A 12,453-nucleotide genomic window follows, 5' to 3' on the forward strand; every position below is an offset into this window, starting at 1 on the left:
ACCGCGTTGAAGGTCTGTTGTGAAATGTGCGTCCGTCGGGCCGTTTTCATGGCACCTCTCCCCGTTGTGATTGACGATCAGCGCTTTTACGCCTGGTATTCCACGTCATTGACGACGTTTGCCGTCAGATACGTTAACGTTACCGCGCTGTCGTATTGAGTCGTGTTACTCTAGTCAATAGTCGGAGTTGATCGACAACTGAGGGATGGATTATCGCAAAACTTACGGTAAGAAGAATGCTTGTCGGCGGTGGATATTGACGGTTAGCGCTGGCTTCAAGCGTGCAGCACGACATTCGCCGTAGTGTCCGGTAACGTTAACGTATAAGGGGTGACATGGAGGAGGAATCCGCAGCCGGTCAGGGCCGAATGAGGCGTCCTTTCCCTTATGTCCGCTGGACGATCATCGCTGTGTTCGTAGGTGCGATGATCCTGAATTATCTGGCGCGATCGGTGCTGGGTGTCGCGGCACCCGTCATCCTGAGTGAACAGGGCATATCGAACGAGCAATATAGCTGGGTGACCAGTGCGTTCCAGCTGGGCGTGATGTTCCAGCCGCTGATCGGCTATTTCCTCGATGGCTTCGGTCTGCGTCTTGGCTTTACGCTTTGCGTCGCGATCTGGTCGCTGATCACGATCGCGCATGTGCTGGCACAAGGCTGGTTCTCTTTTGCCGGCCTTCGGCTTGCGCTGGGTCTCGCGGAGGGATCGGCGCAACCGGCGGGCCAGAAGCTGATCGCCGAATGGTTTCCCGCGCACGAACGCGGGGTGGCCGGCGGGATCTACAATATCGGCGCGTCGTTCGGCGCGGTGCTTGCGCCGCCGCTGATTGCCTGGGCGGTGATGACGCAAAGCTGGCGGCTGGCCTTCGTCGTCACTGGCGGACTCGGGCTCGTCTGGTGCGTCGCGTGGTTGCTGTGGTACCGTGTCCCGGCACGGCACCCACGGCTCGGCAGTGACGAGCGCCGTCATATCGAGGCGGGACAAGTCGCCCGTCCCACCGGCACCAGAAAGCGCCAGCCGATCGGCGCGTTGCTGCGTCGGCGCAATCTATGGGGCATCGCGCTGCCACGCTTGCTGGCTGATCCTGTATGGGGGATGCTGTCCTTCTGGATGCCGCTGTACCTTGCGCGGGAACGTGGGTTCGATCTTGCGCAGATCGCGATCTTCGCGTGGCTTCCCTTCCTTGCCGCTGACCTGGGATGCCTTTTCGGTCCTGCGGTCGTTGCGGTCCTGCAACGACGTGGCGTATCCCTCATCGATGCCCGGCGATGGGCCTTCACGCTTGGCGCGGTGTTGATGATGGGAATGGCGTTCGTCGGACTGGCAACCAATCCGTATGTCGCGATTGCCTTGCTGTGCCTCGGCGGGTTTGCCCACCAGACGCTGTCGGTCACCGTAATCACCATGGCATCCGACCTGTTCCACCGCGACGAAGTGGCGACCGTGACGGGCATCGCTGGCCTTGCCGCCAATCTGGGCGTGCTGGTCTTCACGCTGTCGCTCGGTCGACTGGTCGATCAGGTCGGCTATGTTCCGTTCTTCATCGTATTGGGCGTGCTCGATCTGATCGGTGCCGCCATCCTCTGGACCTTGGTGCGCAAACCCGCATGACGCAGCTTCGTAATCCCGTACTTCGTGGCTTCAATCCCGACCCGTCGATCGTCCGGGTCGGCGACGACATCTATATCGCGACGTCCACCTTCGAATGGTATCCGGGCATCCAGATCCACCATAGCCGCGACCTGGTGCACTGGCGGCTGGCTACGCGACCGCTGACGCGTGCGACCCAGCTCGACATGCGCGGAGACCCCGATTCGTGTGGTGTTTGGGCTCCTGACCTGAGCCATGCCGACGGCCGGTTCTGGCTCGCCTACACCGACGTCAAGCGCTACGGACAGACGACCGTCAACGGTGCCTCGGGCGCATCGCTGCGCGATTTCCACAATTATCTCGTGACGTGCGACACGATCAACGGCGAATGGTCCGATCCCGTCTTCCTCAACAGCAGCGGCTTCGACCCGGCGCTGTTCCACGACGACGACGGCCGGACGTGGTTGCTCAACATGCTGTGGGATCACCGCCCGGGGCACCCGCGGTTCGGGGGTATCGTCGTTCAGGAACTGGATCGCGCGACGTTGCGATTGATCGGCGAACGCCACACGATCTTCCACGGCACCGACATCGGGTTCACCGAAGGGCCGCATCTGTACAAGCGCGATGGCTGGTATCACCTGCTCGTTGCGGAGGGCGGCACCGGATGGGACCATGCGGTCACGATGGCGCGGTCGCGCTCGCTGTTCGGGCCGTATGAGGTCCATCCGGACGTGGCGGTGCTGACCGCTGCCGGACGACGGGACGGACCGCTGACACGCGCTGGGCATGCCGACCTGGTGGACCTCGCGGACGGGACGACCTGGATCGCGTATCTGTGCGGGCGACCGCTGCCGACCCGCGAACGCTGCGTTCTGGGACGCGAAACCGCGTTGCAGCCGATGGTCTGGGGTGACGACGGCTGGCTCCGGACGGTCGCTGGCGATGCGATGCCCGATGCCGAGCCGGGGGCACCGTCACTGCCCCCCGCCCCGTGGCCGGTTGCCCCTGCCGATGACCGGTTCGACACCGATACGTTGCCGCCCGAATTCCAGTGGCTACGGACACCCGAGCCCGATGCGCTGTTCAGCCTGACCGCACGGCCGGGCTTCCTGCGGCTGTACGGCCGCGAGACGGTCGGGAGCCATTTCACGCAAGCGCTCGTCGCGCGGCGGCAGGAGCACTTGTCCTATTCCGCCACGACACGGATCGACTATGCACCCACCCATTTCCAGCAGGCAGCGGGGCTCATCTGTTATTACAACGGCACCAAGTTTCATTACCTTAACGTCACGCACGATGGCTCGACGCGGCAATTGCAGGTGATGACCGCATCGCCGGATACCGGAAGCTGCAGCGTCACCACCGTGGTCGACCATCTGCCCGATGGGGTGATCGATCTGCGCGTCGATGTGGATCTCGACCGGCTCCGTTTCGCCTGGCGGCTGGGCAACCCGGGCGAGCCGATCGATGCAGCGGACTGGACGTGGTGCGACCGTGTTCACGACGCGAGCATCCTGTCGGACGAGGCATCGTTGCCCGGCCTGCCGAACTTCACGGGCACCTTCGTCGGCATGGCGTGCCAGGATATGGCAGGCACCGCCCTCCCCGCCGACTTCGCCTTCTTCCGCTACGAAGGGCGCGACGACTAGGATCGAGGGTTCCGTCGTCGCGCGATCAATCCTGCCGCGGCACCGCCGTCGATTGGCGGCGGACGATGCGGTGCGGTAGCACCCGGTCGATCCGATCCGACGGACGCGCTGGAGCGGCAATTTCGGTGACGAGCAGACCCAGCGCCTCCGCCGCCAGTTGGCGGACAGGCTGATGCACCGTGGTCAGCGGCGGCCACAGGGTCACCGCTACGGTGGTATCGTCGAACCCCACGACGGTCAGTTCGCCGGGAACGTCCAGTTGCCGCCGATGCGCGACCGAGACGATCGCCGCCGCCATGTCATCGTTGCTCGCGAAGATGGCAGTCGGCGGCTGCGCGGCATCGAGCAGTTGCTCGCCCGCTACCAGCCCGGAGGCGTAGCTGAAATCACCCTGCGCAACGGTGGTATGGATCCCGTCGCTCTCGCGCACTGCCGCATGAAACCCCGCCAGGCGTTCCGCGCTTGCCGCCTGATCGGGGTTGCCGACGACGAAGCCCAGGTTCCGGTGCCCCAGGGCGATCAGGTCGCGGGTCATCTCATACGCACCCTGACGATCGTCGATCCGCACGCAGATCGCCCCCGCAACCTGATGCGCGCCGACCGACGCGATCGGGACCCCTGCGTCCCGCAAGACCCGCAAGACCGTCGGGGATTCGCTCAACGGGGGCGTGAGGATCACGCCCGATACGCCAGACGTCCCCAACGCCTCGATCGCCTCGAGCGGGGGCGCCCGCCCGCCTTCACCCTTGACGAGAATCAGGCGCGCGCCGCGCGCCGATGCCTCCTCGAACACGCCGGTCAGGAAATCGCTCATGAACGCGGCGCTGGGATTGGAATAGACGACGCCGATCCGCAATTCGGTCGACGTGACAAGGTTCCGGGCGGTCTGGTTGGGGCGATAGCCCAGTTCGCGAATGGCGTCGTTGACGGTCGCGCGCGTGTCCGGCCCCACACCCGGCTGACCATTGATGACGCGCGACACCGTCATCGCGGAGACGCCAGCCTTTGCCGCCACGTCCACGATCGTCGTATTGCGTCCGGGTGCCGCCTTCCGTGCCAAGTTCGCTCGCCCTCACCCTAACCCCGATGCCTCGTGCCTAGCCAATTTCCACAGCGGAGCAACAGGGATCGGGCACCGTGACGCGCGATCGCGATCATGCGCGCGAACGACGCGTGCCTGCCGCGCCATGCAACGATCCCGGGCGACCATCGTTTTCGGGACTTCCCCCCGGTAAATCGAAGGACCGATATGTTCGGACACACGAAAAAGGTACGTTACGCCGTCGTCGGCGGCGGCCAGATCTCTCAGCAGGCATTCATGCCCGGCGTTGCGCGGACCGACAATTCCGAGATGACCGCGCTGGTCACGGGCGATCCGGTCAAGGCCGACAAGCTCGCCAAGCTCTACGGCATTAAGGCTTGGTCCTATGACGACTATGACGCGCTGCTGAAATCCGGCGAGATCGATGCCGTCTACATCGCGACCCCGAACTTCCTGCACCTGCAATATGCGGTACCGGCACTGGAGGCCGGGATCCATGTCCTGCTCGAAAAGCCGATGGCATCGAGCGTGGCGGAAGCCGAACAGATCATCGCGGCACAGCAAAAGGGCGGCGCCAAGCTGATGATCGCGTATCGCCTCCATAACGAGCCCGGCACGGTCGACATGATCACGCGTGCCCGCAACGGCGACTTCGGGGACTTGCGCAGCTTCGTGTCGGTTTTCGCGCAGAATGTCGCTGAGGCGAACTCACGCGGCCATAACGGCTATTGGGGCGGCCCGGTGCCAGACATGGGCACCTATCCGCTGAACGCGGTGCGCAACCTGTTCGGCCAGGAACCCATTTCGGTTCACGCAGTCGGCATCAAGTCACCGGGGCGCGGGTTCAACTTCCATGACACGGTCGCCGTCACCTTGGGGTTCGCGGACGCGCGCGTCGCGCAGTTCACCGTCAGCTACGCCACGGCGTCGTCGGAATTCTTCGAGCTGGTCGGGACCGAGGCGAGCATCCACGCCAATCCCGCGTTCATGTTCGGGCCGAAGGTCGGCATCGCCTATGTCGAGCGCACCGCGGACGGCAGCAAGGAGCACAGCTTCGATCCGGTCGAGCAGTTCGGCAACGAGACGCAGTATTTCTCCGACTGCATCCTGAAGGATTTGCATCCGGAAGCCGATGGCGAGGAAGGTCTGATGGACATGCGGGTCCTCGCAGCGATCGAGCAATCGCTCGAGAAGGGCGAGACAATCACGCTCGAACCCGCAACGCGCAGCCGGCGGGTCGAGGCGGACCAAGCGCTCAAGCTGAAGCCTGCGAAGCAGCCCAGTGAAGACGAAATGATCAGCATCATTCCCCAGTCCGCCTGACAAGAGCGGATATGCGCGTCCGTCCGTAGCTCAATGGAGGTACGGACGGACGCGCACGCCGCAGAACAAACACAGTATCCCGCAAGAACCATGCTGGTCGCGTTGCCGCGGCATCAACGCATGTTTATGGCGATGGTGATGCCATCCCCAATGTTCCTGCTCCGAGCGATCCTCGCGGTGCTGCTCGTCATGACCGGAGCGGCTGCACTTGCGCAGACCCCGTCGGTCGCCACCCTCTCGCAACAGCTTGGACGCGCGGAGACCGAGTTGCGCGCAGTGGACGGGCAGCTCGACGAGCGTGTCGATGCCGACGACCAGAAGACGCTCCGCAATCGTACGCTGGCCGCGCAACAGGTCGCCGCTGACGTGACCGAGCAATTGCGGCAGCAGCAGACGTTGATCGATGCACGGATCGCTGGGCTTGGGCCCGTTACCGCGGGCGTTTCCGAACCGGTCGAGATCAGCACACAACGGACGGTCCTCGCGCGCCAACGCTCGTCGATCGATTCCGCAATCAAGCGGGGCGGGCTTGCCAACGTCGAAGCGGAACAGTTGATCGAGGAACTCGACCGTAGTCGAGCGCAACAGTTCAACGAGAAGATCACCGCCAAGGTCGCCTCCCCCCTCACACCCGCCTATTGGCGCGCAATCGTCCAGGCGCTGCCGCGAGACCTTCGCCGTACCGAGCTGTTCCTGGCGCAAGGCACCCGCCAGATCCGCGCGCAATGGCATGGCAGCTTGCCCTGGCCGATGGTCCTGGGGATTTTGCTGGGGCTGGTCCTGTTGTTCCCGGTACGGGTTCGCGCACGACAGTTCGGACAACGCCTCCTGGTCGAAGGTGCGCCCGGACACCGGGTTCGTCGATCGGCCAACGCGATGTGGCGCGTGTTTGTGGGAACGCTTGCGCCGCTGCTCGCCGCGGTCGCACTGGTGCAGGGATTGCGCTGGTCGGGGCTGCTCCCGACGCGGTGGAGCAGTGTCCTCGACGCGTTCGTCATGGCGATCGGGTTCAGTGCCTATACCGCAGCCGTTTGCGGCGCGCTGCTGATGCGCAACGGGGCTTCGTGGCGCGTCGCCCCGCTCGACGATGATACCGCCTCGGCGTTGCGACCGCTCTCCTGGGTATTGGCGGGGCTCTCGTTCGCAAGCATCCTGCTCAGCGCGATCACGACCGCGATCGGAACGAGCCAGCCGGCACTTGTGGCGACGCAGACGCTCAATGCGTCGCTACGTCTGGTGCTGATCGCCGTCTTCCTGATCGTACTGGGTCGGCTGCGGGCCAAGCGGGCGGGCACCGAGCCGATCGAATACGTCAAGACGAGCGCAGGGATCGGTCTTGGAACCTTGCTCGCCTGGGCGCTGGTCGCGTTTGCGTTCGTCGCGCTGCTGCTCGGCTATATCGCCCTCAGCCTGTTCATCGCCTGGGTGGTGTGCTGGGCGACGATCCTGGGGACCACCCTGTATCTGCTGATGGCTGCGGTGGACGACGTGTCGACGAGCATGTTCGTGCGGGACAGCCCGCTCGGCGTGACCGTCACCCGCACGCTGGGCGTGCGACCGAGCATGGTCGACCAGTTCGGCGTGCTGCTTTCAGCGGTGCTGCGGATTGCGCTTGTCCTGCTGGCGCTCGGTTTGCTGGCGACTCCGTTCAGCGGCGGCAACGGGATCGGCACGATGTTCGGCCGGCTCGGCGTCCTCGCGCAAGGCGTCGAGTTCGGCGGCGTATCAATTTCCCCGGCCAATATCCTGCGGGGGATGATCGTGCTGTTCGTCGGCTTGGCGCTCGTCCGCGGCTTCATGGGCTGGCTGGAGACGCGCTATCTGCCGATCACCGACCTCGACGGCAGCGGGCGAAATTCGGTCAGCCTCGTCGCGCGCTATGTCGGGATCGCTTTGGCGTTCATCTGGGCGCTGGCGTCGCTCGGCATCGGCGTCGAACGCGTGGCCTTGCTGTTGTCGGCCTTGTCGGTCGGGATCGGCTTCGGTCTGCAGGCGATCACGCAGAACTTCGTGTCGGGGCTGATCCTGCTGGCGGAACGCCCGATCAAGATCGGCGACCTCGTTCGGGTCGGAACCGATGAAGGCGACGTCAAGCGGATCAGCGTACGCTCGACCGAGATCGAACTGGCGGACCATTCGACGCTGATCGTCCCCAATTCCGAACTGATCACAAAATCCGTGCTCAACAAGACGATGGCCAACCCGCTGGGGCGCATCCAGATCCAGTTCTCGGTCCCGCTCGACAGCGACGCCCAGGCGGTCAGGACGATGGTGCAGGAAGCCTTTGCGGGCGAGAGTGCGGTTCTGTCGGACCCTGCCCCCGCGGTGTTCATCGACGGTCTCGTCAATGGGCGGATCACGTTCAATTGCTTCGGCCATGTCGCACACCCGCGTGCCGCGTACAGCGCCCGTAGCGCAGTGCTGATGACCCTGCTGCAACGCTTCCGCGTAGAAGGCATCGACATCGGCACGATCCCGCAGCGGATCGAACTGGTAGCAGCGAACCGACCGCTGGTTGAACCCGAAGCCTGAAACCGTCGCTTTTCGTTTGGGTTTTCGCGGTGAAGCGATACTCTCCGATCGGCTCCTGTATCGAACCGCGTCATCGTCCCCTCGCGATCAGGAGCAGGGTCCATGCGCGAACCCGTGATCAGGACGTACGCCACCCGTTCGGGGCCGATGCTCGCGCTAGCAGGCGACCAATATGTCACGCGGGCGCTGGATCTCTACGGCGAATATGCGCCGGATGAATGGCGAATGCTGCGACAGCTGATCCGTCCGGGTATGACCGTGGTCGAGATCGGCGCGAACATGGGATCGCACAGCGTCGACATGGCACGTGCCTGCGCCCCCGGCCCGTTCTACGCGTTCGAGCCGCAGCAACTGCTGTTCCAGATCCTGTGCGGCAATCTCGCGATGAATAACGTCACCAATGCCGTCGCCTTCCCTGACGCTTGCGGCGCAGAGGAGGGCGAGGCGATTATTCCCGCGATCGATTATGCCGCTGGCGGCAACTTCGGCGGGGTTTCACTGCAAGGTCAGGGCAATGGCCGCAAAGTCCGGGTTCGGACGCTGGACGGGCTGGGCCTGGACGCGTGCGGGCTGCTCAAGATCGATGTTGAGGGGTTCGAACCCGCTGTGTTGCAGGGCGCCGTCGAGACCATCCGCCGATGCCGTCCCACGATCTACATCGAGAACGATCGCGCGGCGAACCAGCAGGCCGTGATCACGGCGATCGCAAATCTCGACTATTGCCTGTACTGGCATCTTCCGAGCTTGTTCTCGCCCGATAACTTCCGCGGCAATCCGCAGAACGTCTGGCCCGGCACGGTATCGATCAACATGCTGTGTCTGCCGCGCGAGGTGAATGTCACCGTTGAGGGTGCGCTGCCGATCGACCCGGCGAACTGGTCGTGCCCGATCAGCCTGAACGCCTGACCCGCTGCGGTTCAAGCCGCTCGACCGGTGACGCTGCCGTATCGCGATGACGGGCGGCTTCCAGCGTCAGCGCGGTCGCGACGTCATCGATCACCTGATCCCAGCGCCCCCATTCCCGCTGGCGAAACAGACGGACGGAGGGATACCACGGGCTGTCGGTGCGATGCTGCAACCAGCGCCAGTCCGGCAGCAACGGCAGCATCACCCATGCCGGACAACCGAGCGCACCCGCCAGATGAACCGGGGAACTGTCGATCGAGATCAGCAGGTCGACTTCGCACAGGATTGCGGCAGTATCCTCGAAGTCGTTGATTTGATGGCTGAGACTGACGACATCCATTCCGACCGGCGGCGTCAGCGCATGCCCCTCGGTCGGCCCCTTCTGGATCGAAAAGAACGTTACCCCGTCCTGTGCGAGCGGCTGCAACTGCGCCAGCGTCATCGAGCGGTTGGCATCGTTGAAGTGCGTCGGGCGCCCTGCCCACAGGAACGCGACTTTCAGTCCCGGATATGGCGCAAGCCGACTGCGCCAGACCGCACGCCGCTCGGGCAGTGCCGACAGATAGGGCATGGACGACCCCGGCAGATCGTCCAGCGTCAGCCCCATCGCGTGCGGCAAGCTCATCATCTCGCAATGCACGTCGAACCTCGGCGGAATTTCTCCGCGCAAGGTGATCGCGTCGAACCCCGCCATGCGCCTCGCGAGCGAAGCGGTCTCGTGATTGATTTCGAGCACGACCGTCGCCTGACTACGCGCCTTGGCCCACCCTACCATCCGCATGAACTGGAAGGTATCGCCATAGCCTTGCTCATCATGGATCAGCAGCGTCTGCCCGGGGATGGCGCGGCCGTCCCAACGCGGTCGCTGCACCTTACGTTCGATCCGGGTGGTGTGCGCAAGGCTGTACCGATGGCTGTACTCGCGCCACCCACGGTCAAATTCGCCGAGCAACAGCAGCGTTTCGGACAGGTCGAAGCGCGTCGACACATGCCCGGGCAGCGCGTCCACCAGCATTTCCTGGATTGGTCGAGCCTCCTGCACCCGGCCCTGGACCCGCAACGCTTGCGCCAGCAGTGCCCACAGCGCCACCGGCCCCGCGCCGTTGGTCAGCAAGGGGCGAACTCGCATCTCCACCTCGCGTCCACGCCCCGCCTGAAGCAGCGGCCGTAGCTCGACTTCGAGGGCTTGAAGGTCGAGGACCGGCCCGGTCATCCCGCCACCAGTCGCGGGCCACGCTTTGCGCGAACCTTGGGCACGTCGCTGACGATCGTCTCCACCGCGGGGGCCGCACTGATCCCCAGCGCATCGAGCAGCGGCGCGAGATACTGCGCATAGGGTCGCCACCGCCCGATACTGTCGGCGTGAAGCGGTTGCCGGACCTGATTGAGGCTGGCGGTGCGAATGATCCGCGCGGTGTGATGGAAGTCGAGGCAGGCCGGATCCCAATCGAGCCCGCAGAACGCGAGCATCCGTCGACTTTGCCTCTCGATATCGCCGACGATGTCCTCGTACCGCACTTCGATGAAACGATCGGCCGGTAAAACCGTGCGCCAATGGTCTAAAAGCCGGTCGTAACTGCGGTAAAACCGTCCGAGTTCGGTCTGATCATAGGCGAATTGCTGCTCGCGCGTGAACAATTTGGTATAGCAGGACAGGCAGGTATCGACCGGATCGCGGCGAACATGGATGATCCGCGCATCGGGCAGGATCCGGTGAATCAGCCCCGCAAACAGGAAGTTGGAGGGCATCTTGTCGACGACCCGGCGATGCTGCAGCGCAAGCGGGCGAATAGCCTCGAGATACTGCGCACCAAGCGCCGCTTCCTCCTCCACCGAGAACTTCGCCGCCGATGCCGGATACAGTCCGGCAGTGTTAACCGCCACTTGCAGCGCGGACATCTCACCCGCACCGAAGATGTCAGGATGCGACGCGAGGATCTGTTCGACGAGCGTAGTGCCCGATCGGGGCATGCCAACGACGAACACCGCTAGGTCGCTTCCGGAAATTCCTGCCCTAGGGTGTTGAAAACGCTCGGCCGGAAACGCCGCGATGATCTCGTCTATCCACCGATCGGTTGCCGTCGCATCATAGGAAAAACTCGCGCGTTTGCGGCGATTACCATCGTCGAGATGCGCAAAAGCGCGCTCGGGGTTTCCGACGTCGAGCCAGGCCTTGCCCAAGGCAAAATGCAATGCGGTACGATCCGCCCTGCCCTCGATCCCGCCCGGCGCAAGCAAGGCCTCCATCGCCGTAATCCGTGGATCACCGGGGCGAAAACGGTGGAGATCGGCGAAGTTGAACCATGCGGGTACCGAGCGTGGGTTGTGCGCCAGAATGTTTTCGAACACCACCTCGGCGTCGCCTTTATGGCCCTGTTCCATCAACGCAATTCCGCGATTAACGAGCGCTTTCTCGGGTGCGAATCCGGTGGACAGGGCGGCGCGGTCGAATGCTGCGAGCGCTTCGGGCAATTTGTTCTGCGCCTGAAGGACTTCGCCCGAGATGTTCTGGATTTCGCCATCGTTCGGCGCGGCTGCTGCGGCGCGCCGCGCTTCGGCCAGCGCCTCTTCGAGCCGCCCGAGCTGCCGCAACGCCGTCGCTCGCACACCAAGCGCTCCCACGTGTAGCGGTGCGAAACTGAGCAGTGCATCGATCCAGCGAAGCGCTTCCGTATAGCGGTCCCGCGCTACTTCGACTGCGGCCGCGTTGATGTAAGCGTCGGACAGGCGCGGATTGGCGTCGATCGCGCGGCGCGCGAAGGTCATCGCCTGATCGAGATCGCCAAGATCGTTGAGTAGATGCGACATGTTGCTCAGCGCCTCGGCATAGCCGGGCGCCAGTTCCAACGCGCGCGCGTAGTGCCAACGCGCCTGGTCCAGCCGTCCCAACCGTTTCAGCGTGTTGCCAAGATTGTTGTGCGCCTCGGCATAGTTGGGCTGCAACGACACGACGCGTTCGAGACAAGACAGGCTGTCGTCGAGCTTGCCCTCTTCCTGTAGGATGATCCCGAGGTTGTTCCACCCGGCAACCATCGTGGCGTCCATCGTCACGGCGCGGCGGGCGGCCTCCTCGGCCTCGACCAGCAGCCCCTTCTGGCGACACATCTCGCCTAAATTACTGAGATAGATCGCTTGCACCCGCGGTGCCTGGGAGGCGCGACGGAGATGATCGATCGCGTTGTCGAGGTTTCCATAGGCATGTGCCATCAACCCCAGGAGATGATGCGCGTCGGATTGCCCGGGCCAGATCGCCAGCACATGCTGGCACAAGCGTTCGGCCTGGTCCGCCTGCCCCGCGTTCCAATGCGCACTGGCCTGCCCCAGCGCCTGCTCGATCGTTATGCCGGTCGGTGCGGGATCGCTCATGCAACACTCCCTCTTCTGGGTTGCTTGGTCAGGGATCGCT

At 64.0% G+C, this 12,453-nt stretch carries 8 protein-coding genes; 5 read left to right on the forward strand and 3 right to left on the reverse strand.

The annotated features are described in order from the left end of the window. Positions 1-368: 368 nt before the first annotated feature. Positions 369-1,613, forward strand: coding sequence for an MFS transporter (locus ABIC17_RS09630; RefSeq protein ID WP_354281306.1), 1,245 nt, complete (start codon positions 369-371; stop codon positions 1,611-1,613). After that, on the forward strand, positions 1,610-3,244 hold the full coding sequence (locus ABIC17_RS09635) for a glycoside hydrolase family 43 protein (protein WP_354281308.1): 1,635 nt from the start codon (positions 1,610-1,612) through the stop codon (positions 3,242-3,244). The genes ABIC17_RS09630 and ABIC17_RS09635 overlap by 4 nt, the downstream gene beginning before the upstream one ends. A 25-nt stretch (positions 3,245-3,269) precedes the next feature. Here the strand turns inward: ABIC17_RS09635 and ABIC17_RS09640 are convergent, their stop codons facing one another. Beyond that, the gene (locus ABIC17_RS09640; RefSeq protein WP_354281310.1) at positions 3,270-4,304 is read right to left on the reverse strand and encodes a LacI family DNA-binding transcriptional regulator; all 1,035 of its coding nucleotides are present in this window, start codon (positions 4,302-4,304) and stop codon (positions 3,270-3,272) included. A gap of 189 nt (positions 4,305-4,493) precedes the next feature. Here ABIC17_RS09640 and ABIC17_RS09645 point away from each other — a divergent pair, with 189 nt between their 5' ends. The 3 genes from ABIC17_RS09645 (at position 4,494) to ABIC17_RS09655 (ending at position 9,047) form a co-directional block, all read left to right on the forward strand. Continuing rightward, a complete protein-coding gene (locus ABIC17_RS09645) occupies positions 4,494-5,609 on the forward strand; it encodes a Gfo/Idh/MocA family protein (protein WP_354281312.1) in 1,116 nt (371 codons plus the stop codon). Between the two features lie 138 nt (positions 5,610-5,747). Then, on the forward strand, positions 5,748-8,141 hold the full coding sequence (locus ABIC17_RS09650; protein ID WP_354281314.1) for a DUF3772 domain-containing protein: 2,394 nt from the start codon (positions 5,748-5,750) through the stop codon (positions 8,139-8,141). Between the two features lie 102 nt (positions 8,142-8,243). Beyond that, the gene (locus tag ABIC17_RS09655; RefSeq protein ID WP_354281316.1) at positions 8,244-9,047 is read left to right on the forward strand and encodes an FkbM family methyltransferase; all 804 of its coding nucleotides are present in this window, start codon (positions 8,244-8,246) and stop codon (positions 9,045-9,047) included. Here ABIC17_RS09655 and ABIC17_RS09660 read toward each other — a convergent pair. Together ABIC17_RS09660 and ABIC17_RS09665 are read right to left on the reverse strand one after the other, a co-directional pair. Further along, positions 9,031-10,260, reverse strand: a complete 1,230-nt coding sequence (locus ABIC17_RS09660; protein WP_354281318.1) for a glycosyltransferase family 9 protein — start codon at positions 10,258-10,260, stop codon at positions 9,031-9,033. The two genes, ABIC17_RS09655 and ABIC17_RS09660, sit on opposite strands and share 17 nt — an antisense overlap. Further along, positions 10,257-12,413 (reverse strand): sulfotransferase, encoded by a 2,157-nt coding sequence (locus ABIC17_RS09665; protein ID WP_354281320.1) that lies wholly within the window; start codon positions 12,411-12,413, stop codon positions 10,257-10,259. The genes ABIC17_RS09660 and ABIC17_RS09665 overlap by 4 nt, the downstream gene beginning before the upstream one ends. Positions 12,414-12,453: the final 40 nt, after the last annotated feature.

Origin of the sequence: Sphingomonas sp. PvP056 (genome assembly GCF_040549155.1) — a bacterium.
Lineage (GTDB): Bacteria > Pseudomonadota > Alphaproteobacteria > Sphingomonadales > Sphingomonadaceae > Sphingomonas.

What these genes read in the sequence shown, in the direction of transcription:
- ABIC17_RS09650 (WP_354281314.1), top strand. Translation starts at nt 5,748, where the DNA reads ATGCCATCCCCAATGTTCCTGCTCCGAGCGATCCTCGCGGTGCTGCTC.
- ABIC17_RS09630 (WP_354281306.1), top strand. Translation starts at nt 369, where the DNA reads ATGAGGCGTCCTTTCCCTTATGTCCGCTGGACGATCATCGCTGTGTTC.
- ABIC17_RS09635 (WP_354281308.1), top strand. Translation starts at nt 1,610, where the DNA reads ATGACGCAGCTTCGTAATCCCGTACTTCGTGGCTTCAATCCCGACCCG.
- ABIC17_RS09660 (WP_354281318.1), bottom strand. Translation starts at nt 10,260, where the DNA reads ATGACCGGGCCGGTCCTCGACCTTCAAGCCCTCGAAGTCGAGCTACGG.
- ABIC17_RS09665 (WP_354281320.1), bottom strand. Translation starts at nt 12,413, where the DNA reads ATGAGCGATCCCGCACCGACCGGCATAACGATCGAGCAGGCGCTGGGG.
- ABIC17_RS09645 (WP_354281312.1), top strand. Translation starts at nt 4,494, where the DNA reads ATGTTCGGACACACGAAAAAGGTACGTTACGCCGTCGTCGGCGGCGGC.
- ABIC17_RS09655 (WP_354281316.1), top strand. Translation starts at nt 8,244, where the DNA reads ATGCGCGAACCCGTGATCAGGACGTACGCCACCCGTTCGGGGCCGATG.